Genomic DNA, 25922 nt, shown 5'->3' with positions numbered 1-25922 from the left:
GCGCCGTGCGGGCGCGCGGATAAGGAAGGATCAGGCAACCTCTTTCAGGATCTTGCCGATCTGTTCGAAGATCTGGCCGATCTGTGCTTCGTCGATGATGAGCGGCGGCGAGACGGCGATGATGTCGCCGGTATACCGCACCATCAGGCCGCTGTCGAAGCAGCGCTGGAAGACTTCGGCGGCGCGTGCGCCGGGGGCGCCCGCGCGCGGCGCCAGTTCAATGCCGGACACCAGTCCCAGGTTGCGCACGTCGATGACGTTGGGCGCGCCCTTCAGGCTGTGCGCGGCTTCCTGGAACGCACCCGACAGCTTGCGGGCGCGGCCAAAGAGGTCTTCGCGTCGGTAGATGTCCAGCGTGGCCAGGATGGCGGCGGCGGCCAGCGGGTGCGCCGAATACGTGTAGCCGTGGAAGAACTCGATGCCGCCCGCCGGTCCGTTGACGATGGCGTCGTGCACTTCGCGCTTGACGGCCACGGCGCCGGCGGGAACGGCGGCATTGCTGACGCCCTTGGCCATGGCGATGATGTCCGGCGTCACGCCAAAGAATTCGGAGGCCGTGGCGGCGCCCAGGCGGCCGTAGGCGGTGATGACTTCATCGAAAATCAGCAGGATGCCGTGCTTGGCGGTGATCTCGCGCAGTTTTTCCAGATACCCCTTGGGCGGAATCAGCACGCCGGTGGAGCCGGCCATGGGCTCGACGATCACGGCGGCGATGGTCGACGCATCGTGCAGGGCGATGATGCGCTCCAGCTCTTCGGCCAGGTGCGCGCCCCACGCGGGCTGGCCCTTCGAGTAGGCGTTCTGTTCAATGTTGTGGGTGTGGGGCAGGTGGTCCACGGCGGGCAGCAGGGCGCCCGAGAACGTCTTGCGGTTGGCCGAGATGCCGCCCACCGAGATGCCGCCAAAGCCCACACCGTGATAGCCGCGCTCGCGGCCGATCAGGCGGGTGCGCTGGCCTTCGCCGCGCGCGCGGTGGTAGGCCAGGGCGATCTTCAACGTGGTGTCGACCGATTCGGAGCCCGAGTTTGTGAAGAACACGCGGTCCATTCCCTGCGGCATCAGGCCCGCGACGGCGGTCGCGGCCTCGAAGGCCAGCGGGTGGCCCAGCTGGAAGCCCGGGGCGTAATCCATGACGCCTGCCTGGCGGGCGATGGCCTCGACAATCTCTTCGCGGCCGTGGCCGGCATTGACGCACCACAGGCCCGCCGTGCCGTCCAGGATCTGGCGGCCGTCCGTGGACGTGTAGTACATGCCTTTGGCCTTGGCCAGCATGCGCGGTTGGGCCTTGAACTGCTTGTTGGCCGTAAAGGGCATCCAGAGATGGGACAGGTCGGGCAACTGGGCGGGGGCGTTCATGGTGACTCCAGAAGGGGGACAACCGCAGCCGCCGCGAAACGCGCGCGGGCAGCGGGATTCGGACGATTCTGGAACGTCCCGCAGGGAATGAAAATATACAATCCGCGCATTTGCCGCTAACTGTATAGTTGAGATCGTCGCAACTGTACAGTTAGTCCGTGATCGACTTCCAACCCGTCCGCGGCCGCGGCGCCGCGCCCACCCTTGTCGAACAGCTCGTCGCGGCCATCCTGCGCGCCGTGGAGGCGCAGACGCTGCGTCCGGGTATGTCCCTACCCTCGGTCCGCGAGTTCGCGCGCCAGTACGGCGTCAGCACCTTCACCGTGGCCAGCGCCTATAGCCGGCTGGTGTCGCAGGGGTGGCTGGCGGCGCGGCCCGGCGCGGGCTACCGGGTGGCATCGCCCGACGCGCCCGCCCGCCGGGCCGAACCCCTGTCCTGGGAGCCGCCGCGGCTGAACGCCGGATGGCTGTTGTCGGACATCTTTGCCGACCACTCCATCCCCATCAAATCGGGGTGCGGGTGGCTGCCCGGCGAATGGCTGAACGAAGAAGGCCTTCACATGGCGCTGCGCCACATGGGGCGCGTGCCCGCGATGCGGATCGCCAACTATGGCCATCCGTACGGCTATGCGCCGCTGCGCGAGACCATCGCGGCCAGCCTAAGCGCGCAGGGCATGGAGGTCGAAGCGTCGCAGGTGCTGCTGACGCAGGGCGTGACCCACGGGCTGGACACCGTGATCCGCACGCTGCTGCGGCCGGGCGACACGGTGGTCGTCGAGCAGCCGGCCTACGCCAACCTTCTGCAGTTGCTGCGCCTGGCAGGTCTACGCGTCATCGCGGTGCCGCGCACGGTCGATGGCCTGGACTGCGACGCGCTCGAGCGGGTGGCGGCCCAGCACCGGCCGCGCGCGCTCTTCATCAATACCGCCTTGCAGAACCCATCGGGCGCCAGCATCACCATGGCCAACGCGTTCCGCATCCTGCAGGCGGCGGAGCGGCACGGGCTGTGGGTGGTGGAAGACGACATCTCGCGCGAACTGGCGCCGGGCGTGACGCCGATGCTGGCGGCGCTGGATGGGGCGCGCCGGGTCGTCTACCTGGGCGGCTATTCGAAGGTCATCAGTCCGTCGGTGCGGGTGGGCTACGTGGTGGCGCACCGCGATCTGGTGCGCGACATCGCGCGCACCAAGATGGCGGTGGGGCTGACAACGCCCGAGATCATGGAGCGGATCGTGCACCAGGTCATCCGCGAGGGCCGCTACCGCGCCCACATTGCCCGCACGCGCGAGCGGCTGGCGCAGGCGCACACCGAAGTGGCCGAGCAGATGCGCCAGCACGGATTCGACATTTATGGAAAGCCGCAGGGTGGCCTGTTCCTGTGGGCTCGGGTGGCGGGGCAGTGGCGTGAGCGCGGCGCCAATGGGCTGGCGGAGCTGGCGCTCAAGGACGGTATCTGGCTGGCGCCCGGTTCCTACTTTGACGCGGACGAGGCCGACACGGCGTGGGTGCGGTTTAACGTGGCGTATTCGGCGGCGCCCGCGCTGTGGCGCTTCATGCGCAACGCGGGGGCGGCGTAGTCAAGACCGATGGGTCACGTCCGATGCCTCAGGCGCGTTCGTACGTGACGAAGTCGTAGTCGTAGCCGTTCTCGGCAGGCTGCGGCTGGCGCGCCGTTTCCTTCCACTGGAACGACGGCAAAAGCGGAAAGAACGCGTCGCCCTCGACGTCCGCATGGACCTCGGTGGCCAGCACGCGCCGGGCCAGCGGCAGGGCCTGCGCGTAGATCTGCGCGCCGCCGATCACGAAGGCTTCGTCGATGTCGCCGCAGGCGGCCACGGCAGCCTCCAGCGTGGGCGCCAGGATGGCGCCGGCGGCGCTGAAATCGGGATTGCGGCTGATGACGATATTGCTGCGGCCGGGCAGGGGACGGCCCAGCGAGTCCCACGTCTTGCGGCCCATGATGATGGGATGGCCCAGTGTGCTGCGCTTGAAATGCGCCAGGTCACCCGGCAGTTTCCAGGGCAGGGCGTTGTCGCGGCCAATGGCGCGGTTGGTGGAATAGGCGACGATCAGGGTAAGGCTGGCGGGCATGCGTGCTTGCAAGGGTAAGGGTTGAGCCGGAACGACCCCGTAAGCGTAGCAAATTGCGAGAGACCGCCCCGCCTGTCAGGTTGCCGCGTGTTCCAGGAATTCGGTGGCCGGCATGGGCTTGCCCAGCAGAAAGCCCTGCAGCGAGTCGCAGCCCAGCCCGGTCAGGAATTTCTGCTGCGCGGCGGTCTCGACGCCTTCGGCCACGATGCGCAGGTTGAGCTGCTGCGCGAGCGCCACGATGGCCGACACGATGGCCGCATCCTCGTTGTCGTTGTCCAGCTGATTCACGAAGCCGCGATCGATCTTCAGTTCGGTCGCGGGCAGCCGCTTGAGATAAAGCAGACTGGAATAGCCGGTGCCGAAGTCGTCGATGGAAATCGTGACGCCCAGCTCGGACAGGCGCTTGAGCACCGTCAGGCTGGCTTCCGCGTCGCGCATGGCGGTCGACTCGGTCACTTCGATCGTCAGGCAGGCGGGCGGGACGGCATGCCGCGCCAACGCGGAGCGCACCGTCTCGACCAGGCTGGCATGCGAAAACTGCAGCGCCGAGATGTTGACGGCGATGGTCCAGTGGCCTTGGCCGACGTCGATCCATTCGCGCATCTGGCGGCAGGCCTCGTTGATGACCCAATCGCCGATGGACAGGATCAGGCCGGTCTTTTCCGCGGTGGGAATGAACTGGTCCGGGCCGACCAGGCCGCGCGTCGGGTGGTTCCAGCGCAGCAGCGCCTCGGCGCCCATGATGGGGCCGGCCGGCGCTTCGTACTTCGGCTGGTAATGCAGGACGAACTGGCCGCGCTCCTGCGCCAGCCGCAGGTCGTGCAGCAGCTCGATCTGCTCGTGCGCGTCCGCGTTCATGGACGGTTCGAAAAAGCTGTAGCCCGTGCCGCCCAGCCGCTTGGCGTGGTACATCGCCGCGTCCGCATTGGTCAGCAAGGCGTGGGTGTCACGGCCGTCGTTCGGATAGACGGCAATGCCCACGCTGGACGTCACCAGCACTTCGTGGCCGTAGACCGTGACGGGGCGCGCGATGGCGTCGATCAGCCGGTCCGCCACGTTGGCCGCGTCGGTGGGTTCCAGCACCTCGCTCAGCACGATGAACTCGTCACCGCCCAGGCGGGCGACGGTGTCCTGCGTGCGCAACGCCAGGCGGATGCGCTGCGCCAGGTCGATCAGGAGCGCGTCGCCGGTGTGGTGTCCGTACGCGTCGTTGACGGCCTTGAAGCCGTCCAGGTCAAAGAACAGCACCGCGAAATAGCCTCGGCGGCGGCTGGCGCTTTCGATGGCCTGTTCCATCCGGTCTTCCAGCAGGATGCGGTTGGGCAACTTGGTCAGCGTGTCGTGCAGCGCCAGTTGCACCAGCTCTTCATTGGCTTCGGCCAGCGACGAGGCCAGCGCCGACGTGCGCGCCTCAAGTCGGTTGTCCAGCACGGCCACCACCAGCGCGATCGCCAGCACGCTCAGCGTGACCGCGGTCACGGCGATCGCGAGCCAGCCCGCCGAGATGCCGGCGTCGGCCGCCATGCAGATGCTGCCCGCCGGAAAACTCGCGGCTTCCATGCCCGTATAGTGCATGCCCACGATCGCCAGCCCCATGACCCCAGCGGCCAACGGGCGCGACAGCGCCACACGCGGCGCGTCCTGCCGCAGCCGGTAGGTGATCCACAGCGCAGCGCCGGACGCGGCAATCGCGATCACCACGGATAGCGAGAACCAAGCCGGGTCGTAGTCGATGCCCGGCGACATGCGCATCGCGGCCATGCCGATGTAGTGCATCGCCGCGATGCCCGATCCCATCAGCAGCGCGCCCGCGGTCAGCCGGCCCCACGGCAGTTCGTCCTTGCAGACCATCCACAGCGCGAAGGCCGAGCAACCGATGGCGATGGCCAGGGACAGCACGGTCAGGGGCAGGTCGTAGCCCATGGGAATGGGCAGGCTGAACGCCAGCATGCCCACGAAGTGCATCGACCAGATCCCGATGCCCATCGCGAACGCGCCGCCCGCCAGCCAGAACTTCGCGGCAGGCAGGCCGCTCGACGCCTTCACGCGGTTGGCCATGCCCAACGCCGTATACGACGCCAGGATGGCGACCCCTAAGGATACGAGGACGAGCGAAGGGTTATAAGTTCCAACGAGCATTTGTGGGGTCCTGTCCTAAGCGCATACAGCCGCGGCGCGGGGCACGATATTCAATTCAATTGGTAGTCAACAGTTGCAGTCCGGTCGCAAGGAGGATCCTGCTCTCGTCGCTGGCTTTTCTCACACTCTATTTATAGGGATGGGGAATTGGGCGCGGCAACGCCAGCGGTCGGCACGGTTCGGGCGCTCGGCGTGGCGCGTCCAGAGGGCCGGTCGAAAGCAACGGGGCGCGCGGCATGCTGGACGCGCGTCCGTGGCTAAGGGATGGGTTATACCGAAATCGCGCTTCCAGAAGCTCACCAATCTTCACCTGCGGCGGGGCGTGCGAGGAATCGGACGCCGGACGGCGTCCGGCGTGTTGCTGATCTGCCCTGAAAAGCGGGCGCCGGCGCGGCCGGCGGAAGGGTCAGACGGCCATCGCGGCCGTCAGGGGCGCGTGGTGCGTGTAACCCGACAACGAAAAGTCGCCGGGCTCGACCTTCTCGAGCCACTCGGGTTCGTAGCGGCCGGTCACGGCGAAATCGGGAATGCGGTCCGACAATACGAGACGGGGCGATTCATACGGCGTTCGCGTCAATTGCTCGCGCAGCATCGGCAGGTGATTCTCATAGATATGCGCATCGCCGATGAAATAGGTGAACCAGCGCGGGGTGTAGCCGGTCAGGCGCCCGACCAGATGCAGCAGCGCCGCGCCTTCGGTCAGGTTGAACGGCGTGCCCAGGCCCACGTCATTGGAGCGGATGTACAGGCAAAGCGAGATCTCGCGCGTCGTCGCGTTGGGCAGGAACTGATAGAGCAGGTGGCAAGGCGGCAGCGCCATTTCCTCGATCTGCGCCCAGTTCCAGCCGTGGAACAGGATTCGCCGGTCGCCCGGACGTTCGTGAATGGTGTCCAGGCATTGCCGCAACTGGTCGACCGCCTTGTACAGCAGCACCTTCGGCTCACCGCCTTCTTCAAGGTCGGCCACCTTGGCGTAGCCGCGCGACAGCGCGTCCTCGATCTGCCCGGGGCGGCTGGCATCCAGCATCTTGTAGGCCGGCCATTGGCGCCACTGCACGCCGTAGACCGGTCCCAGATCGTCGGGACCTTCGCGGTAGGGGTTGGCCAGCCACTGCGCGTTTTCGTTGGCGTTCTGGTCCCAGACCTTGCAGCCAAGCTCGCGGAATTCCGCCGCGCTGCGCGAGGCGCGCAGGAATCCCACCATTTCGCCAATGGCCGACTTGAACGCCAGCTTCTTGGTGGTGACGGCGGGAAAGCCCTGCTGCAGGTCGAACCGCAGCGAAGCGCCCGGCATGCTGAGGGTGCGGATGCCGGTCCGGTTTTCCTGCCACGAGCCGGTGTCGAGGATGGATTGAACGAGGTCCAGGTATTGTTTCATGACGATCCTTGTGCCTGCGGTCCCAGTCCGGGAAGCAAGCGCGCCGCCGCGGACGTGCCGCGGCGGCGCCTATATATGGTGAATGCCGAATTACACCACGGCCGCGCGGGCGGCTCAGGCGGTAGCGGCGGCTTCCTGTGTGTCGACGATGTCGACCGAGAACGTCATTTCGGCGGTTTTTTCCAGCATGGCCGACGCCGAGCAGTATTTCTCGTGAGAAAGCTGCACGGCGCGTTCGACGGCCGCGCGTGGCAAATTGGCGCCGGTGACGGTGAACGCGAAGTGAATCTTCGTGAAGACCTTGGGATCGGTGCCGGCGCGCTCGGCCTGCAGCTTGACGCTGCAACCCGTGACCGCATGGCGGCCGCGCTTGAGGATCAGCACCACGTCATAGGCCGTGCAGCCGCCCGTGCCGGCCAGCAGCATTTCCATGGGGCGGGGCGCCAGGTTGTGGCCGCCGCCGTCCACGGCGCCGTCCATCACGGCCACGTGGCCGCTACCCGTGCTGGCGGTGAAGAGCATGCCGGTGGGGCCGCCCCAGTCGATCGTGCATTCCATTTCAGTGAGTCCTTGAGCTTGAGCGCAGTCAATGGCTGATGATACCCGTTGCGTACAATCCCGGGCAGGAGAACCCCACCCCGCATCAGGGGTGCAGCGCGTCCGCTTTGCCTAGGAGTTGCCATGTCCACCACGTTGTCCAAATCCGGCCCCGTTTCCCTGCGGCGCCGCCACGGTCCCCTGGATGCCCTGCTGGCCGAGACCGACCGTGCGTTGCGCGTGCTCTCGGGCAACGCCAGCGCTGGCCGGGCCTACCCCGCCACCGCACAGGAATCGCCGCAAGCCCTGTCCGCCCAGGAAAAGCGCCACGCGGCCGGCCTCATGCGGGTCAACCACGTCGGCGAGGTCTGCGCCCAGGCGCTCTACCGTGGCCAGGCGTCGGTGTGCAAGGAACCCGCCCCGCGCGCGCTGCTGCTCAATGCCGCCGCCGAAGAAGTCGACCACTTGGTGTGGTGCCACGAGCGCCTGAACGAACTGGGCAGCCGGCCCAGCCTGCTCAATCCCGTCTGGTACGCGGGTTCGTTCGCCCTGGGCGTGATGGCCAGCGTGGCCGGCGTGCCGCGCAATCTGGGCTTCATGGCTGAAACCGAAAAACAGGTCGAGGCCCATCTGGACGAACACCTGCGCACCTTGCCGGTGCAGGACGAACGCTCGCGCCAGATCGTCAAAAAGATGAAAGACGACGAGGCCCAGCATCGCGCCAGCGCCGAGCAGGCGGGCGGCGTACCGCTGCCCGCGCCCGTGAAACTGGCCATGCGCGCCATGTCCAAGGTGATGACAACCACCGCGTATTGGATCTGAGCGGTGGACTGAAACCGCGTCTGCAAGAAATGTTGCAATGCGCAAATTTGGCCGCCTCGTGGTGCGTGATGCACTGTTTTGGTGCGAAGGCCAGGGTGGGATTACCCGCTGTCATACAGGGTTATTCCGCAAGGGGAAAACCCGTTCGGCAAAAACCCCGTTTTTGGCCAGGGCATTGACTGGCGCGGGTTTCCAGAGGGCGGGCGGGATTCTTGCAGCGAAAAAGCAACGCGACGGGCCGCTCAAAAAATAGATCAAAAAAAATCTTGCAACGCACAAAAAACGTAGGTACTATTCAGTCATTGGATGTTGAAACGCAGACGGCGCGGTGAAAACCCCGGAAGCGCAGCGAGCTGAAGTCCCGCTCCCAACATGCCACGGTTGTCTCCTCCACCCTCCTCCTTTGGTGGATTTAGCCCGAGATCTCACGATCTCGGGCTTTTTTTTGCCCCGAATCGTTGCGTCCCTATTTGTAAGCGATGACGGCAAAAGCCTGCGCAGCGCGACGCCGCGCGGTCCCCCGGGCCTTCGTGTTTTCCCTTGCATATTTCGCGTGCCCAGAGGCGGAACGCTCTACAATCCCCACATGAAACCAGCACTGCCAGGCGCTCTCGCGCCAGCGCGTTCCAGACACATGCGCGGCGGACGGATAGCCCGCCTGCGCGCGTTACGTTCTGTGCCTCGGAATTGCACTTCCTTATCCCTCCCATATATGGGCGTTACACCTGCCTCCGATAATGGCGGGCCTGTCTCGATAGACCAACCAGAGGTGATCCAGTGACCTGGCTGTATATATGCGTGGTCGCGTTCATGGTGGGGGGACTCATCGTGGCGTCCGAGCGCTGGCATGGCGCTTTTACCGGCGATAGCGACCTCAACAAGCCCCAAGCCAATCATTCCCGCGCGACGCCTCGCGTCGGCGGTCTGGCGGTGCTTGCCGGAACGCTGGCTGGCCTGCTGGTCCTCGGACCCAGCAACATGACCCTTACCTGGCTGTGGCCCGCGCTCTTCGTCGCGGCGTTGCCCGTTTTCGTGGCCGGCCTGCTTGAAGACATTACCAAGGACATCGGCGCCAGCAAGCGTTTGCTGGCCGCTTTTCTGTCCGCGGCCATCGCGTGGTGGCTGCTGGGCGGCGTCAGCCGCGTTGGCATGGCCCCTGTGGATTACGTGCTCTCGTTCTGGCCGGTGTCGCTGCTGTTCACCATGTTCGCGGTGGGCGGCTGTACCCATGCCCTGAATATCGTTGACGGCATGAACGGCCTGGCCGGCATGGTCGCCACCCTGATGGCGGTGTCGATCAGCCTCGTTGCCCTGCAGGTCGGCGACGTGCCGATCTTCTTGGTGGCCGCGGCGCTGGCGTCTGCAACGTTGGGCTTCCTGGTGTGGAACTTCCCGTTCGGACGCGTATTCCTGGGCGATGGCGGCGCGTACTTCCTGGGCTTCATGCTGGCCGAACTGGCCGTGCTGCTGGTCGTGCGCAACCCGTCCGTGTCGCCGTTCTACGCCTTGGCGGTCCTGTTCTACCCCGTATTCGAAACCGGTTTCTCGATCTGGCGCCGCCGCTTCAAGCGTGGCGTGCCGGTCGACCAGCCCGATGCGCTGCACTTGCACCAGCTTGTGTTCCGCCGGCTGGTCCGCGTTACCTTCAGCCGCGGCCGGCGCCATGCCGTTCCCGCGCTTTGCAATGCGCTGGCGTCCCCGTACATGTGGGTCCTGGCGCTGATCGGGCTGGTGCCGGCCACGATCTGGTGGGACAACGCCTGGGCCCTGAGCGCCAGCCTCGTTGTCTTTGCCAGCGTCTATATCTGGCTGTACGCGCGCCTGGTCTCCTGGCGCCGCCCGGGCTGGCTGTTGTTGCCATCCGTGCTGCGAACCACCGATTAGTTTGAGTGCCCCGGCGATCGCCGCCGGGGGCTCGGTATCCATCACCAGTTCATCTTTAAAATGCCGTACACGTTCTACGGTGAAGGGAGAGTTATGTTGCGAATCCAGGATGTGAAACTCGCTGTCGTCGGCCTAGGCTACGTCGGGCTGCCCCTGGCCGTTGAATTCGGCAAGAAGCGCGCCGTCATTGGCTTTGACATCAACACGCGCCGCATCGACGCGCTGAAGGCGGGTCACGACCATACGCTGGAAGTCAGCGACGCCGAGCTGGCCGAAGCCAAGCAGTTGAGCTACACCGCCGAACGCGCCGAACTGGGCGAGGCCAACGTGTTCATCGTGACCGTGCCCACCCCCATCGACGAGTACAAGCAGCCGGACCTGACCCCGCTGGTCAAGGCCAGCGAAACGATCGGCGCGGTGCTCAAGCGCGGCGACATCGTCATCTATGAATCCACCGTCTACCCTGGCGCCACCGAAGAAGACTGCGTGCCGGTTCTGGAGCGCGTGTCGGGCCTGAAGTACAACGTGGACTTCTTTGCCGGCTACAGCCCCGAGCGCATCAACCCGGGCGACAAGGAACACCGCGTCAGCACGATCAAGAAGGTCACGTCGGGTTCCACGCCCGAAATCGCCACGCTGGTGGACCAGTTGTACAAGGAAATCATCACCGCCGGCACGCACAAGGCGTCCAGCATCCGCGTGGCCGAGGCCGCCAAGGTGATCGAAAACACGCAGCGCGACGTGAACATCGCGCTGATCAACGAACTGGCCCTGATCTTCAACAAGATGGGCATCGACACCGAAGCCGTGCTGCAGGCTGCCGGCACCAAGTGGAACTTCCTGCCGTTCCGGCCGGGCCTGGTCGGCGGTCACTGCATCGGCGTGGACCCCTACTACCTGACGCACAAGGCGCAATCCATCGGCTACCACCCCGAGATCATCCTGGCGGGCCGCCGCCTGAACGACTCCATGGGCAGCTACGTGGTGTCGCAGCTGGTCAAGTGCATGACCAAGCGCCGCATCCACGTGCAGGGCGCCCGCGTGCTGGTGATGGGCCTGGCCTTCAAGGAAAACTGCCCCGACCTGCGCAACACGCGCATCGTGGACATCGTCCGTGAACTGGGCGACTACAACGTCGACGTGGACATTTACGATCCGTGGGTCGACGCCGACGAAGCCATGCACGAGTACGGCCTGACCCCCGTGTCCAAGCCCGAGGAAGGCAAGTACGACGCCGTGATCCTGGCCGTGGCGCACAACCAGTTCAAGGACATGGGCGCCGAAGGCATCCGCAAGCTCGGCAAGCCGCAACATATCCTGTACGACCTGAAGTACGTGTTGTCGCCCGCTGAATCCGACCTGCGTCTGTAAAAGGATTTCGCCATGACCACACGATTCGAGACTGTCACCCAGGAACTGGCCGCCGCGCCGCGCAAATGGCTGGTGACCGGCTGCGCCGGCTTCATCGGCTCGAACCTGCTCGAGACCCTGCTCAAGCTCGGCCAGTCCGTGACCGGCCTTGACAACTTCGCCACCGGCCACCAACGCAACCTGGACGAAGTCCAGGCTTCCGTTTCGCCGGAGCAATGGTCGCGCTTCACGTTCATCGAAGGCGACATCCGCGATCTGGATGCGTGCCGCCGCGCCGCTGAAGGCATGGACTACGTGCTGCACCAGGCCGCGCTGGGTTCGGTGCCGCGTTCGCTCAACGACCCCATCACGACCAACGACGTCAACATCGGCGGTTTCCTGAACATGCTGGTGGCGGCGCGCGACGCCAAGGTGAAGTCGTTCGTCTATGCGGCGTCCAGCTCCACCTATGGCGACCATCCGGCGCTGCCCAAGGTCGAGGAAAACATCGGCAAGCCGCTGTCGCCGTACGCCGTGACCAAGTACGTCAACGAGCTGTACGCCGACGTGTTCGCGCGTTCGTATGGCTTTGAGACCGTGGGCCTGCGTTACTTCAACGTGTTCGGCAAGCGGCAGGATCCGGACGGCGCCTACGCCGCCGTGATCCCGAAGTGGACCGCCGCGATGATCCAGGGCGAAGACGTCACCATCAATGGCGACGGCGAGACCAGCCGCGACTTCTGCTTTGTGGACAACGCGGTGCAGGCCAACATCCTGGGCGCGCTGGCCGCACCCGAGGCCCGCAACCAGGTCTACAACGTGGCCGTCAGCGGCCGCAGCACCCTGAACCAGCTGTACAGCTTCCTGGTGCAGGCCCTGGGCAACCAGGGCGTGGACTACGGCAAGCAGCCGGTTTACGGTGATTTCCGCGCGGGCGATGTGCGCCACTCGCAGGCCGACATCGGCAAGGCCAGCCGCCTGCTGGGCTACGCGCCCACGCATACGGTGCTGCAAGGCCTGGAAGTCGCCATGCCCTGGTACACGCAATTCCTGCGTTGAAAGCACTCGTCCGAAAACTCGGCAACATCCACCCGGATCATCAGCGCATCTTCAAGGGCGCGTTCCGGGTGGCGGTGTTTCTGCTGCTGGGCAAGGCAGCCGGCGCCATCAAGGAGATGGCGGTGGCGTACCGCTACGGCGTCAGCGACGCCGTGGACGCCTACCAGTTCACGATGACGATGGGCACCTGGCTGCCGGTCACGATCGTGGGCGTGCTGTCGGTGGTGCTGATCCCCGTGCTGGTGCGCCTGGCGCGCACCGGCGGGGCCGAGAAAGAACTCTTCATCCGCGAGCTTCAGGGCTGGGTCGCCGCCGCCGGCGTCGCACTGGCCTTGCTCACGTGGTTTGGCTGGCCGTACGTGGTGGATTGGCTGGGGCAGGGCCTGTCGGCGCAAGTGCGCGCCATGACGGGCGACCTGCTTGTCGCCTTCGCGCCCGTGTCGGCCTTGCTGCTGATCGCGGGCATCAGCGCCGCGCGGCTGCGCGCGCAGGAGCGCCACGTCAATACGCTGCTGGACAGTGTTCCGGCCGTGGCGACGCTGGCCTGGGTCATGCTGGCCGCCAGCGCCGAGAGCGTCGGCCCCCTGTTGTGGGGCACGCTGGTCGGCTACGCCATCCAGACCGTTTGGCTTGCTTGGCTGGCCGCGCGCGCCGATGGCGGCTTCTGGGGCGCGCCGCGCCTGTCGCTGACGTCGCCGCACTGGCCCGAGCTGATGAGCGCGGCCGGCGTGATGCTGATCGGCCAGGTCGCCATGAGCTTCGTCGGTCCGCTGGACCAATATGCGGCCGCCAACCTGGGCGCCAATGCCAACGCCACGCTGGGCTACGCCAGCCGGCTGCTGTCGCTGCTGCTGGGCATCGGAGCAGTGTCGGTGGGGCGCGCCGCGCTTCCCGTGCTGGCCGACGTGCAGGCGCGCGGCGATACGGCGCGCGCGCGCAGCATGGCGCTCAAGTGGTCGTTGCTGATGGTGGGGGCGGGCGCCGCCGCCGTGGCGCTGGGCTGGGTCCTGGCGCCGTGGGGCGTGTCGGTGCTGTTCCAGCGCGGCGCGTTTACCGCGGAAAACACCGAAGCCGTCGCCCACGTCTTGCGCTGGGGCCTGTTGCAGTTGCCGTTCTACTTTGGCGTGCTGATCCTGGTGCAGCTTCTGGCCAGCCAGAACCGCTACCGCATCATGGCCGCCATCGCGGTCGCCAATTTTGCGCTGAAGGCCGTGCTGAACACCGTGCTCGCGCCCCGCATGGGCGCGGCCGGCATCATGCTGGCCACCAGCCTCATGTATGTGCTGTCCTTCGCGTGCTACCTGGTGGTGGCGATGCGCAAGGCCGAACCCAAGGGGACCGATTGAATGTCCGTAGCCGACTCCGTCCGTCCGGCGCGCGTGTTGCTGTTCATCCATTCTCTGCATGGCGGGGGCGCTGAGCGCGTCGCCGCGGACCTGAGCGCTCATTGGGCCGCTGAGGGCAGCGAGGTCATGGTGGTCACGCAGGCCAGCGCCGACGGCGACGTGTACGCGCTGCATCCCAAGGTCCGGCGCGAGGTCCTGCACACGGCGGGCGAGGGCGGCGGGCTGCGCGGCATCCTCAGCAACCTGCAGCGCGTGCGCGCGCTGCGCCGCGTCGTCAAGTCGTTCCGGCCAGACATCGTGCTGGGCATGATGACCACGGCATCCGTGCTGTCCGTGCTGGCCTGCGCGGGGCTGAACTGCCGCGTCATCGCCACCGAACATACCCATCCACCGTCGCAGACCCTGTCGGGCTTCTGGCAGCGGCTGCGCCGGCTGACGTATCCGCGTGCCGCGCGCGTGGTCGCCTTGACGCGCGGCACCGCCGACTGGCTGGCACAGCACGTGCCGGGCTCGCGGCTGGCGGTCATTCCCAATCCCGTCCACTTTCCCTTGCCGCGCGCCGAGCCCATCGTGCCGCCTGCCGCGCGGGATGGCCGCAAGCGGCTGCTGGCGGTCGGACGGCTGCATGGCGACAAGGGCTTCGATCTGCTGATTCAGGCCTTCGCGCGTCTGGCGCCGTCGCATCCCGGCTGGGACTTGGTTATTCTGGGCGAAGGCAGCGAACGCCGGGCGCTCGAAGCGCAGGTGCGCGAGGCCGGCCTGGAATCGCGCATCTCGATGCCGGGACGCGCCGGCAATGTGGGCGACTGGTACGACAGCGCCGATCTTTATGTACTGACCTCGCGCTTCGAAGGCTTGTCCAATACCCTGCTCGAATCCATGGCCAGCGGCCTGGCTGCGGTGTCGTTCGATTGCGATACGGGCCCGCGCGAGATCGTGCGCGAAGGCATCGACGGCGTGCTGGTGCGGCCCAATGGCGACGTGCCCGCGCTGTGCAAGGCGCTGGACGCGGTCATGGGCGATGACAATGGCCGCGCGCGCATGGCGCAGGCGGCGACCGACGTGCGCGACCGATTCTCGGCCGCGCGCGTGCTGCAGAAATGGCAGGAACTTTTTGACGGCGTGCGGGCGACGGGCCGCTAGGGCCCCCCGCGCGCCGTTGCCACGGTGACCACGAGAACAACATCATGTGTGGAATAGTCGGAATTTGGGGCCCCCTGGGGAATAAGGCGCAGGTGCTGGCAGATAGCTGCCGGCGCATCCGCCACCGCGGGCCGGACAGCAATGGCTTCTGGGAAGACGCGGATGCGGGAATCGCGCTGGCGCACGTGCGCCTGGCGATCCTGGACCTGACCGAAGCGGGCCACCAGCCCATGACGTCTGCCTGCGGCCGCTACGTCATGGTGTTCAACGGCGAGGTCTACAACCACCTGGACATCCGCAAGCAGCTCGAGGAATCGGCGCTGGCGCCGGTGTGGCGCGGGCATTCGGACACCGAAACCCTGCTTGCCGGCTTTACCGCGCTGGGCATCGAAGCCACGCTGCAAGCCTCGGTCGGCATGTTCGCCATCGCATTGTGGGACAAGGCCTCGCGCAAGCTCGTGCTGGCGCGCGACCGCATGGGCGAAAAGCCGCTCTACTACGGCTACTCCAACGCCGAGCTGGTGTTCGCGTCGGAACTCAAGGGCCTGATGCCGATTCCGGGCTTCGGGCGCAACCTGAACCGCAACGCGCTTGCGTCGTTCATGCGGCACAACTACATTCCCGCGCCGCAATCCATTTACGAAGGCATCGCCAAGCTGCCGCCCGGCACGTGGGTCGAGTTCTCGGCCGACGACACGCGCAACCGCCACATGCCCGAGCCGCGCGTGTACTGGTCGGCCCGCGAGGCCGCGGATGCCGCAGGGCAATCGCGCCTCTCGTTCGACTCGGACGCGCAGGCCACCGACGCGCTGGAAAAGGTGCTGTCCAAGGCCGTGGGCGGCCAGATGCTGTCCGACGTGAGCCTGGGCGCCTTCCTGTCCGGCGGCATCGATTCGTCGACCATCGTGGCGCTGATGCAGGCGCAAAGCTCGCAGCCGGTGCGCACCTTTGCCATCGGCTTTCACGAAAAGGGCTACGACGAGGCGCAGCACGCAAAGGCCGTGGCCACGCACCTGGGCACCGATCACACCGAACTCTACGTCACCGCGGACGACGCGCTGGCGGTCGTGCCGTCACTGGCCGACATGTACGACGAACCCTTTGCCGACTCGTCGCAGATCCCCACATCGCTGGTCACGCGCATGGCGCGCCAGCACGTGACCGTGGCCTTGTCGGGCGACGGCGGCGACGAACTCTTCGGCGGCTATTCGCGTTACTTCCGCGTGGACAACTGGTGGCGCCAGTTCGAGCGCGTGCCAGGCCTGCTGCGCAAGCCGGCCGGCGCGATGCTCAGCGCCTCCACACATCTACCCGGCCGTGGCGCCTGGCGCGGCAAGGTCGGCAAGCTGGGCGAACTGCTGCGCGCCGATACGCGCGGCGAGTTCTACCGCCTGTTCGTGTCGTACTGGGCGGACCCCGCCCGCGTCGTGAAGGGGGGCGTCGAACCCGAGTCGGTGTTCGAACGCGCCATGCAGGGATCGTTCTTCGAGTCGATGATGAAGCTCGACACGGTGACCTACCTGCCCGACGACATCCTGGTCAAGGTGGACCGCGCGGCGATGGCTGTCAGCCTGGAAACCCGCGTGCCGCTGATCGACCACCGCGTCTATGAATTCGCCTGGAGCCTGCCGCACCAGTACAAGGTGCGCGGCAACACGGGCAAGTGGCTGCTGCGGCAGGTGCTGCATCGCCACGTGCCGCAGGCGCTGGTCGACCGCCCCAAGCGCGGCTTTGCCGTGCCGCTGGCCGCATGGCTGCGGGGTCCCTTGCGCGAATGGGCCGATGCGCTGCTGGATCCGGCGCGCCTGCGCCAGGAGGGCTGGTTCGAACCCGAGCCCATCCTGCGCAAATGGCGTGAACACACGTCGGGGCATCGCAATTGGGACAGCCATCTGTGGGGCGTGCTGATGATGCAGGCCTGGCTGGACCGCTACCGCGCGGGCATGGACCAAGGGGGACCGATTGAGGACCGTTGACGAATGAAAATACTGATGCTGGTCAGCTCCATGCACGCCGGCGGCGCGGAACGCGTCGCGGCGACCCTGGTCAACGCATGGTCCGAGCGCGGAGACACCGTCATCCTGACGCCCACCTACTCGTCCAAGGGCACCTGCTTTTATCCCCTGTCGGACAAGGTCCAGCTTTCCTGGCTGGCTGATCTGGCCGGCACCCGGGCGTCGGGTGCGATGGCGGCCTTCAAGCGGCTGCTGGCCCTGCGCAAGCACATTCGCGATTCACGGCCCGACGTGGTGGTGTCGTTCCTGACCAACGTCAACGTGGCCGCCATTCTGGCCACGCGCGGCCTGAACGTTCCGCTCATCGTCTGCGAACGCACCAATCCGGTCGCCGAAACCACCACGGGCTCCGTCTGGCGCAAGCTGCGCCGCGTGCTGTATCCGCGCGCCGACATGGTGACGGTGCAGGCGGAAGACACCGCAGGTCCGTTTGCGCGCCAGGTGCCCGGCATCCGGCGCCTGGCCGTCATCCCGAATCCGCTGCCCGCGCCGCTGCTCGATGCGCCGCTGGTGCAGCAGCGCCAAGAGGCCGGTCCGCGCGAGCTGATCGCGATGGGGCGGCTGGTGCCCGACAAGCAGTTCGGCCTCCTGATCGACATCTTTGCGCAGATTGCGCCGGAATTCCCGGACTGGAACCTGCGCATCTGGGGCGAAGGCCCCGAGCGCGAAGCGCTGCAGCAGCAGGTGGCGCGTCTGCGCCTGCAATCGCGGATCAGTTTGCCTGGGCGCACCGAAGCGCCTTGGGAAGAACTGGCGCGCGGCCAGGCCTTCGTGCTCAGTTCGCTGGTCGAAGGCTTTCCCAATGTGTTGCTCGAAGCCATGTCGCTGGGCTTGCCCTGCGTGGCGTTCGATTGCCCCAGCGGTCCGCGCGAGATGACGCGAGACGGCCAGGATGCGCTGCTGGTGCCGGCGGGCGACCGGGTCGCGATGACCGATGCCCTGCATCGGCTGATGGGCGACGTGTCCCTGCGCGAGCAGCTGGGCGCGCGCGCCGCCGCCGCCGTGCGCCAGCGTTATGCGCTGTCCAGCGTGCTGACCGAATGGGATGAACTGTTTGAAGCGGTGCGGGAGGGGCGATGAGCACCCGGCCGCTGCGCATTCTGCATGTCATCACGGGGCTGGGCCAGGGCGGCGCCGAATCGGTGCTGACGCGCCTGGCGACCTGGCCGCAGGTGGATGTCGAGCACACCGTCGTGTCGCTGACCGATGAAGGCCTGTACGGCGAGCGCCTGCGCGCGGCGGGCGTCGCGGTGCATGCCCTGGGCATGAAGCGCGGCCGCGTCAGCCTGGGCGGCTTCCTGGCGCTGCGGCGCCTGATCGCCACGTCCCGCCCGGATGCCGTGCAAACCTGGATGTACCACGCCGACCTGATCGGCGGCCTGGCCGCCCGCCTGGCGGGCGTTCGCGCCATCGCCTGGGGCATCCGTAATTCTGGCGCGCACCTTGAACGCAGCAGCCGCTCGGCGCGGCTGGTGCTGCGCGCGTGCGCGATGCTGTCCGGCAGCGTGCCGCGCGCGATCGTCTGCGCGGCGCAGAATGCCGCCGAGCGCCACGCCGAAAAAGGCTACCGCCGCGACCGCATGGTCGTGATCCCCAACGGCTACGACCTGTCGCGCTACGCGCCGGATCCGCAGGCGCGCTCGCGCGTTCGCGCCGCATGGGGGCTGTCCGAAGACGTGCCGGTGATCGGATGCGTGGCGCGCTGGGATCCGCTCAAGGACCACGCCAACCTGCTGCGCGCCGTGGCCGCGCTGGTGCGCGATGGGCGCGATGCGGGGCTGCGCTGCGTGCTGATCGGCCGCGACATGATTGACGGCAACGCCCAACTGGGCGCCTTGCTCGACAAGCTGGACTTGCGCGACCGCGTGGTGCTCAACGGCCCCAGCGACGACGTGCCCGCCGTCATGAACGGGCTGGACCTGCATGTGCTCTCGAGCTGCGCCGAAGGCTTTCCGAACGTGGTGGCCGAGGCCATGGCGTGTGGCGTGTATTGCGTGGTGACCGACGTGGGCGACGCCGCCTACATCGTCGGCGACACGGGTGTGGTGGTGCCGCCCGAGCAGGCCGAGGCTCTGGCCCGCGGCATCGAATCCGCGCTGGGCGACGTGGCTGCGCGCGGCCGCGAGCGCGCGGGCGAGGCAGGACGCGCCCGCGTCCTGGAACACTTTGATCTTGCACGCATGGTGCAAAGCTATATCGCCGTCTGGCGCCGCATTTCTGGAGTCCAAGCATGAGCGCCGGACGCTGCCTGCTGTTTGTCGTCAACAACCCGGCGTTCTTCATGTCGCACCGCGTCCCGGTCGCCTTGGCCGCACAGAAGGCGGGCTACGACGTCCATGTCGCGACGATGGAGGGGCCCGCCGTGGCTGACATCCAGGCGCTGGGCATGACCCATCACCCCATTCCGATGACGCGTAGCGGCAAGCATCCGTTGCAGGAGCTGGGCACGCTGCTGGCGCTGGTGCGCCTCTTCCGCCGGCTGCGCCCCGATGTGGTGCACCTGGTCACCATCAAGCCCGTGCTGTACGGCGGCATCGCTGCGCGCATCGCACGCGTGCCGGGCATGGTCGCGGCGATCTCCGGATTGGGCTTCGTGTTCCTGTCCAGCTCGCTGAAGATGCGGCTGGTGCGCGCCGTGGTGGCGCGCCTGTACCGCATTGCGCTCGGCCATCCGAACAGCCGGGTGATCTTCCAGAACGCCAACGACCGCGACCTGCTCAAGTCGCTGGGCGCGGTGCGCGAGGATCAGGTGGTCATCATCCGCGGTGCGGGCGTGGACCTGAACGCTTACCGTCCGGCGCCGGAGCCGCCCGCGCCGCCCGTCGTCGTTACGATGGTGGCGCGCCTGCTACGCGACAAGGGCGTGCAGGAGTTCGTGCAGGCGGCCAGGCTGCTGCGCGAACGCGGCGTGCCGGTGACGATGCAACTGGTGGGCGGGCTGGACCCGGGCAACCCGGCGTCCGCCACGCAGGCCGATGTCGATGCCTGGCAGCAGGACGGCTGCGTGCAGGCGCTGGGCGAGCGTTCGGACGTGGCGGCGCTGTATGCGGCCGCGCACATTGCGGTGCTGCCGTCCTACCGGGAGGGCCTGCCGAAATCCTTGATAGAGGCCGCGGCCTGCGGGCGGGCGGTCGTCACGACCGACGTGCCAGGTTGCCGCGACGCCATCGAACCCAACGTGACCGGCCTCCTGGTGCCGGTGCGCGACGCCGCAGCGCTGGCTGACGCCATTGCGCGCCTGGCCGACGACGCCACGTTGCGTCAGGCGATGGGCACTGCGGGCAGGGTGCTTGCGGAGCGCGAGTTCGACATCAATCAGGTCGCGCGCATCCACGTCGCGCTGTACGACGCGCTCAGCGCCTGATCGCGTCGATCCAGAAGCGCGTGGACGGATCCTGCTGGCTGGGCTGGGGCGCGTCCAGCTCGCGCATGATGTTCTTGGCCAACACCTTGCCGAACTCCACGCCCCACTGATCGAACGGGTTGATGCCCCAGATCACGCCCTGCGTGAACACCTTGTGCTCGTACAAGGCCAGCAGCGCGCCTAGCGTGTAGGCCTCAAGACGCGGCAGCACGATCAGCGACGACGGCCGTCCGCCCGGATGCACGCGGTGCTGCGCCAGCAAACGCGCGCGCGCCGGATCGCGTTCCGTGGTGGAGGTCTCGGCCAGGGCTTCTTCGAAGGTCTTGCCGCGCAGAAGCGCCGAGCGCTGCGCCAGGCAGTTGGCGACCAGCAGCTCGTGATGCCGGGCATAGGCATGGTCCGGCTGTTCGCACAGGATGAAGTCCACCGGCGCGCCGGCCGCGTCTTGGTGCAGCCATTGGAAGAACGTGTGCTGGCAATCCGTGCCCGGCATTCCCCACACCGCCGGTCCGGTCGGTACGCCGGCGGGACTGCCGTCGGCCGTGGCGACCTTGCCCAGCGATTCCATTTCAAGCTGCTGGGCCCAAGGCACGATGTGATGCAACCGGGAGTCGTAGGGCGCGATGACCAGCGAGTCGTAGCCCAGCACGCTGCGGTTGGCCACGCCGGCCAGCGCCAGCTGCACGGGCGCGTTTTCGGCAGGCGGCGCGGTGCGGAAATGGTCGTCCATGGCCGCCGCGCCGGCCAGGAGCCGGTCGAAGGTGTCGTTGCCGAACGCCAGGGCGATCGGCAGGCCGATGGCGGACCACAGCGAATAGCGCCCGCCCACCCAATCCCAGATCTGGAAGATGTGGTCGGGCAGGATGCCCAGGTTGAGCGCTGCCTCGACGTTGCAGGTGATTGCCACGACCTGTTTGATGGGATCGGCAACGCCGGCCTCGCGCAGCCAGTTCATCGCGACCTCGGCGTTGGCCAGCGGCTCGGTCGTGGTGAAGGATTTGGAGGCGACGATGACCAGCGTGTTGTGCGGGTCCAGGTGGCTCATGGCTTCAGCGACCGAATGCGAATCCACATTGGAGGCAAAGCGCACGTCGCGGCGCGCGCCCTCGTGGCGCAAGGCGCGGGTGACCAGGCGCGGTCCCCAGTCGCTGCCGCCGATGCCCAGATGCAGCACGCCGCTGTAGCGGCCGGCCGCGTCGGCGGTGCGCACGAAGTCGCGCAGGCGTTCGCGCTCGGCCAGCACCGCTTTCGCCACCATGGCGGGCGGCTCGGCCGCGCGCAAGGCGGTGTGCCAGGCGGCGCGTCCTTCCGTCCAGTTGGCCTGGCCGCCGTCAAAGAGCCGCGCGCGGCAGGCCTCGAAGTCCTGCTGCTCCAGCAGTGCCTGCGAGGCGGCCAGCAGTTCGGGCGACTGCGCCTGGGCGCTTAGATCCAGGCGCAGTCCGGGCGCATTGATAAGGCGCAGCTTTTGGCCGTCCCGGGATGCCGTGCGTGTTGCGGCGATGAACTGCTGCCACGCGGGGCTGTTGGCTAACGACATGGGCGGATCAGAAAGGCAGTGTGGCGTTCGGGGCGAGCTTGCCGAGTTCGCGGCGGAAGTCGGCCTGGATGCGCGCAAGCGCCGCTTCGCTTTGCGCTTCAAAACGCAGCACGACGACCGGCGTGGTGTTCGACGGCCGCGCCAGGCCAAAGCCGTCGGCGTATTCGGCGCGCACGCCGTCGATCGTGATCACGCGCTCGGCGCCGGGGAACTGGCCCTGGTCCTGCAAGGCCTTGACCAGCGAGAAAGGCTGGCCTTCTTCCATTTCCAGTTTGAGTTCGGGCGTGGACACGTCCTGCGGCAGGGCTTCCAGCGGGGCGCAGGCGTCGGCGAAGCGCGACACGATTTCGAGCAGGCGGGCGCCGGTGTACAGGCCATCGTCAAAGCCGTACCAACGCTCCTTGAAGAAGATGTGGCCGCTCATTTCGCCGGCCAGCGGCGCGCCGGTTTCGGCCAGCTTGGCCTTGACCAGGGAGTGGCCCGTCTTCCACATCAGGGCGGTGCCGCCGGCCGCTTCGACCGACAGGCCGACGTGGCGGCTGCACTTCACGTCATAGATGATGGTGGCGCCGGGGTTGCGCTCGAGCACGTCGCGCGCAAACAGGACGAGTTGGCGGTCGGGCCAGATGATCTGGCCGGACTTGGTGACCACGCCCAGGCGGTCGCCGTCGCCGTCGAAGGCCAGGCCAAGCTCGCAATCGGTCTCGGCGACGTGCTTGATCAGGTCCTGCAGGTTCTTGGGTTCGGCGGGATCGGGGTGGTGGTTGGGGAAGTTGCCGTCGACCTCGCAGAACAGTTCGTCGACCTCGCAGCCCAGCGCGCGGAAGAGCTGCGGCGCGACCGCGCCGGCCACGCCGTTGCCGCAGTCGATGGCGATCTTCATGGGGCGCGCCAGCTTGACGCCGGCGGCCACGCGCGCAATGTAGGTTTGCGCCAGGTCGAGCTGGCGGCGCGTGCCGGCCTCGGAAGCGGGCGCCGGCGCGTCGCCGTTCATGGTCTGCGCCAGTTGCTGGACGTCGTCGCCGTACAGCGCGCGGCCGCCCATCATCATCTTGAATCCGTTGTACTTGGGCGGGTTGTGGCTGCCGGTGATGGCTACCCCCGACCCGGTCTGCATGATGTTGGCCGCAAAGTACACAAGCGGGGTCGGGACCATGCCAACGTCCAGCGTGTCCACGCCGCCTTCGAGCATCCCTTCCTGCAGCGCAAGCGACAGCATTTCGCTGCTGAGGCGTCCATCGCGGCCGACCACGAGCGTCTGCACGCCTTGCTCGCGGGCGCGGGCGGCAAGCGCCACACCGAGCGAACGCGCGAAGGCGGCGTCGATCAGGTCCGGCACCGTGCCGCGAATGTCATACGCCTTGAAAACGGAGGCCGGAAATTGTGTATGGTTGCCCACGACGGTTCCTTGTTGAGGGGGACAGCGCGGCGGCTGCCGGGTAATGGTAAACCCGTACATCCAAACCGCTATGGCAAGGGTCAAAGCTGGATTATCCCCCATCGGCGAGGGGGGCTTCATCCTTCAGGCGGAGTAGGGCGCGGAGTAGAGCGTTTACCCGGTGCCGGCCTGCCCCGCCATGGTGCGGCGCACAGGGCGGCGCCGCCTGTTTCCGGTGCACACCCGCGCTCAAGACAGCCGCTTCCCGGGCTGCCGCGCATGGCACAAAAGTTGCTCGTCATCCGAAGGTGATACGCTTGCCGGGCAAGCAGAAAGACCAGGAGGGGCCATGGGCGCCAAAGTATCCACAGTCATGTCATCGGGCGGCGCCACAAGCAGGCGGGGACCACCCACGGACTTTGCCGGTCCGGCGGCCGGCCGCGAACGCAGGCTCGATATCCACGTCTTTGCCGCGGCAACGGGCGAACTGGCAACTGGCCGCGCCTGGGAACGCAGCGTCTGGCGCGATGCGCGCGTCCTGATCGCCGAGTGCCCGGCGCCGCATCTGGCGGCCTCGATCGAAAGCGCATTGCGCACGGTCGCCGCCAGTGTGGCGCGTGACCGCGGCTGGCCGGCCGCCGGCACCGTGTCCTTCTCGCTCGACGACCGCAGCGGCGTCTTCCGCGTCATCGACGCGCAGGCGCGGGCCCGCACGCCGGACATGCCGGTCGCCGAACACGATCCCATCGCGCCGCACGTGCTGGAAGTGCGCATCGACGGCTGCGGCGATCGCCGCCTGCCGTGCACCCATCTCATGGTCTGCGGCGCCACCCGCGGCGAAGTCCTGCGCCGCGCCTACCGCGCCTTGTCCGAATTGCCCGGCCCCGCCGGCGTGGACCGCGCCTTCCTGATGGAGCGCATCGCCTCCCGCGCCTTCTGCTCGGGCATGACGGGCACCCGGCTGGACCAGGCCGTCGGCTAGACAGGCCCAACAGACACCCGCAAGGGGGCTTCGGCAGGCGCCGCCCAGCCCCTACAATAGTCCGCACATCCCATGAACAGCGCCCGGTCCTGGCGGCCGGGCCGACTTTCTGTGCGGCATCCATGACTCTGCTGACCGATCTCCAGGCCCTCTTGGGCGACTCCCACGTGCTGACCGGCGCGGATGCGGATTCCTATGTGCTGGATTGGCGCCGCCGCTATCGCGGCGCGGCCTTGGCGGTGATCCGCCCGGGCTCCACGGCTGAAGTGGCCGACGCCATCAAACTGTGCGCGCGGCACGGCGTGCCCGTGGTGCCGCAAGGCGGCAATACCGGCCTGTGCGGCGGCGCCACGCCGGACGACACCGGCACCGCGGTCGTCCTCTCCACCGCCCGGCTCACCGCGGTGCGCGCGCTGGATACCGACAACGACACCATCACTGTCGAGGCCGGCTGCATCCTGCAGGCCGTGCAGGAGGCCGCCGCCGCCGCGAACCGGCTGTTCCCGCTGAGCCTGGCGGCCGAGGGCAGCTGCACCATCGGCGGCAACCTGGCCACCAACGCCGGCGGCACGCAGGTGCTGCGCTATGGCAATACGCGCGACCTGACACTGGGCCTGGAAGTCGTGACCGCCGAAGGCGAGATCTGGGACGGGCTGCGCGGCCTGCGCAAGGACAACACCGGCTACGACCTGCGCGACCTGTACATCGGCAGCGAAGGCACCCTGGGCATCATCACGGCCGCGACGCTCAAGTTGTATCCGCGCCCCGTGGCATCCTGCACGGCGCTGCTGACGCTGGACAGTATCGACAACGCCGTGGAGGTCCTGTCCCGCGCCCGTTCCGGCTTCGGCGCCTCGCTGACCGGATTCGAACTCATGAGCGGCGCCTGCCTGCAAGGCGTGGTGCGCCTGTTCCCGCAGCAGCGCCTGCCCTTCGAGGGCGAGTCGGCCGCCTCGCCGTGGTTCGCGCTGCTGGAGCTGTCCGACAGCGAAAGCGAGACGCACGCCCGCGAGCGCTTCGAGGCCGTGCTGGGCGACGCCATCGAGGCCGGCCTGGTGAACGACGCCGCCATCGCCGCCAATGTCTCGCAGAGCAAGGCGCTGTGGCACCTGCGCGAAAGCATTCCGCTGGCCGAGGCCGAGCTGGGCAAGTCGGTCAAGCATGACGTGTCCATTCCCATCTCGTCGATCGCCGGATTCGTGCACAAGACGAACGCCTTGCTGCAGGCGCGCTTTCCGGGCGTGCGCCACGTGATCTTCGGCCATCTGGGCGACGGCAACCTGCACTACAACGTGGCGCATGCGCCCGGCCAGACCGAAGCCGAGCTGCTGGCGCTGCAAGGCGAGATCTATGGCGTCGTGCATGACAGCGTGCACGCGCACAAGGGATCCATCAGCGCCGAACACGGCGTGGGCCAGCTCAAACGCGACGAACTGCCGCGCTACAAGAACCCCGTCGAACTTGCGCTGATGCGCCGGATCAAGCACGCGCTGGATCCACAGGGACTCATGAACCCCGGCAAGGTGCTGCAGGCATAACGC

General features: G+C 67.3%; 21 protein-coding genes. 14 read left to right on the top strand and 7 right to left on the bottom strand.

What is annotated here, in order from left to right; translation table 11 throughout:
• Positions 1-30: 30 nt before the first annotated feature.
• Positions 31-1356 carry an omega-aminotransferase AptA gene (gene aptA / locus AC6LJW_RS11090; RefSeq protein WP_056559025.1) on the bottom strand — a complete coding sequence of 442 codons (1326 nt, stop codon included), beginning with the start codon at positions 1354-1356 and terminating at the stop codon, positions 31-33.
• Between the two features lie 158 nt (positions 1357-1514).
• Here aptA and AC6LJW_RS11085 point away from each other — a divergent pair, with 158 nt between their 5' ends.
• The gene (locus tag AC6LJW_RS11085) at positions 1515-2933 is read left to right on the top strand and encodes an aminotransferase-like domain-containing protein (protein WP_498087248.1); all 1419 of its coding nucleotides are present in this window, start codon (positions 1515-1517) and stop codon (positions 2931-2933) included.
• Between the two features lie 28 nt (positions 2934-2961).
• On the opposite strand, the gene AC6LJW_RS11080 is transcribed toward AC6LJW_RS11085, so the two are convergent.
• From AC6LJW_RS11080 to AC6LJW_RS11065, 4 genes are all read right to left on the bottom strand, one after another.
• A complete protein-coding gene (locus AC6LJW_RS11080) occupies positions 2962-3447 on the bottom strand; it encodes a dihydrofolate reductase (protein ID WP_498087247.1) in 486 nt (161 codons plus the stop codon).
• A gap of 75 nt (positions 3448-3522) precedes the next feature.
• Positions 3523-5586: a bifunctional diguanylate cyclase/phosphodiesterase gene (locus AC6LJW_RS11075; protein ID WP_056559015.1), complete on the bottom strand. Its 2064-nt coding sequence runs from the start codon at positions 5584-5586 to the stop codon at positions 3523-3525.
• Positions 5587-5992: 406 nt separating this feature from the next.
• Complete coding sequence (locus AC6LJW_RS11070; protein WP_056559009.1) at positions 5993-6964, bottom strand: thymidylate synthase; 972 nt, start codon at positions 6962-6964, stop codon at positions 5993-5995.
• 114 nt (positions 6965-7078) lie between these two features.
• Positions 7079-7522 carry an OsmC family protein gene (locus tag AC6LJW_RS11065; RefSeq protein ID WP_056559005.1) on the bottom strand — a complete coding sequence of 148 codons (444 nt, stop codon included), beginning with the start codon at positions 7520-7522 and terminating at the stop codon, positions 7079-7081.
• Between the two features lie 123 nt (positions 7523-7645).
• On the opposite strand from AC6LJW_RS11065, the gene coq7 reads away from it, so the two are divergent.
• The 11 genes from coq7 (at position 7646) to AC6LJW_RS11010 (ending at position 20484) form a co-directional block, all read left to right on the top strand.
• The gene (gene coq7 / locus AC6LJW_RS11060; RefSeq protein WP_498087246.1) at positions 7646-8323 is read left to right on the top strand and encodes a 2-polyprenyl-3-methyl-6-methoxy-1,4-benzoquinone monooxygenase; all 678 of its coding nucleotides are present in this window, start codon (positions 7646-7648) and stop codon (positions 8321-8323) included.
• A gap of 37 nt (positions 8324-8360) precedes the next feature.
• Positions 8361-8576 (top strand): hypothetical protein, encoded by a 216-nt coding sequence (locus AC6LJW_RS11055; RefSeq protein WP_156395055.1) that lies wholly within the window; start codon positions 8361-8363, stop codon positions 8574-8576.
• A gap of 524 nt (positions 8577-9100) precedes the next feature.
• Positions 9101-10207, top strand: a complete 1107-nt coding sequence (locus tag AC6LJW_RS11050; protein ID WP_056325286.1) for an MraY family glycosyltransferase — start codon at positions 9101-9103, stop codon at positions 10205-10207.
• Between the two features lie 93 nt (positions 10208-10300).
• Entirely contained in the window at positions 10301-11578 is a 1278-nt protein-coding gene (gene tviB / locus AC6LJW_RS11045; protein ID WP_156395054.1) for a Vi polysaccharide biosynthesis UDP-N-acetylglucosamine C-6 dehydrogenase TviB, read from the top strand.
• 12 nt (positions 11579-11590) lie between these two features.
• Positions 11591-12616, top strand: a complete 1026-nt coding sequence (locus AC6LJW_RS11040; protein ID WP_056558999.1) for an SDR family oxidoreductase — start codon at positions 11591-11593, stop codon at positions 12614-12616.
• Positions 12613-13962, top strand: coding sequence for a murein biosynthesis integral membrane protein MurJ (gene murJ / locus AC6LJW_RS11035; protein WP_056558996.1), 1350 nt, complete (start codon positions 12613-12615; stop codon positions 13960-13962). The genes AC6LJW_RS11040 and murJ overlap by 4 nt, the downstream gene beginning before the upstream one ends.
• Positions 13963-15105: a glycosyltransferase family 4 protein gene (locus AC6LJW_RS11030; RefSeq protein ID WP_056558993.1), complete on the top strand. Its 1143-nt coding sequence runs from the start codon at positions 13963-13965 to the stop codon at positions 15103-15105.
• A gap of 44 nt (positions 15106-15149) precedes the next feature.
• Complete coding sequence (gene asnB / locus AC6LJW_RS11025) at positions 15150-17081, top strand: asparagine synthase (glutamine-hydrolyzing) (RefSeq protein ID WP_056558990.1); 1932 nt, start codon at positions 15150-15152, stop codon at positions 17079-17081.
• Between the two features lie 3 nt (positions 17082-17084).
• On the top strand, positions 17085-18200 hold the full coding sequence (locus tag AC6LJW_RS11020) for a glycosyltransferase family 4 protein (protein WP_498087245.1): 1116 nt from the start codon (positions 17085-17087) through the stop codon (positions 18198-18200).
• Complete coding sequence (locus tag AC6LJW_RS11015) at positions 18197-19354, top strand: glycosyltransferase family 4 protein (RefSeq protein ID WP_498087244.1); 1158 nt, start codon at positions 18197-18199, stop codon at positions 19352-19354. The genes AC6LJW_RS11020 and AC6LJW_RS11015 overlap by 4 nt, the downstream gene beginning before the upstream one ends.
• Complete coding sequence (locus AC6LJW_RS11010) at positions 19351-20484, top strand: glycosyltransferase family 4 protein (RefSeq protein ID WP_427987676.1); 1134 nt, start codon at positions 19351-19353, stop codon at positions 20482-20484. The genes AC6LJW_RS11015 and AC6LJW_RS11010 overlap by 4 nt, the downstream gene beginning before the upstream one ends.
• Here the strand turns inward: AC6LJW_RS11010 and pgi are convergent.
• Complete coding sequence (gene pgi / locus AC6LJW_RS11005) at positions 20474-22021, bottom strand: glucose-6-phosphate isomerase (RefSeq protein ID WP_498087243.1); 1548 nt, start codon at positions 22019-22021, stop codon at positions 20474-20476. The two genes, AC6LJW_RS11010 and pgi, sit on opposite strands and share 11 nt — an antisense overlap.
• Positions 22022-22028: 7 nt before the next feature.
• Positions 22029-23420, bottom strand: coding sequence for a phosphomannomutase/phosphoglucomutase (locus AC6LJW_RS11000; protein ID WP_056558975.1), 1392 nt, complete (start codon positions 23418-23420; stop codon positions 22029-22031).
• 328 nt (positions 23421-23748) lie between these two features.
• On the opposite strand from AC6LJW_RS11000, the gene AC6LJW_RS10995 reads away from it, so the two are divergent.
• Both AC6LJW_RS10995 and AC6LJW_RS10990 read left to right on the top strand, forming a co-directional pair.
• Complete coding sequence (locus tag AC6LJW_RS10995) at positions 23749-24381, top strand: BPTD_3102 family carboxylase-like protein (RefSeq protein ID WP_056558971.1); 633 nt, start codon at positions 23749-23751, stop codon at positions 24379-24381.
• A 122-nt stretch (positions 24382-24503) separates the two neighbouring features.
• The gene (locus AC6LJW_RS10990; protein WP_056558968.1) at positions 24504-25919 is read left to right on the top strand and encodes an FAD-binding oxidoreductase; all 1416 of its coding nucleotides are present in this window, start codon (positions 24504-24506) and stop codon (positions 25917-25919) included.
• The last annotated feature ends 3 nt before the right edge of the window (positions 25920-25922 follow it).

The sequence above is a fragment of the Achromobacter sp. 1012554356 genome (assembly GCF_059760815.1).
This window is presented reverse-complemented; position numbering and strand designations above follow the sequence as displayed.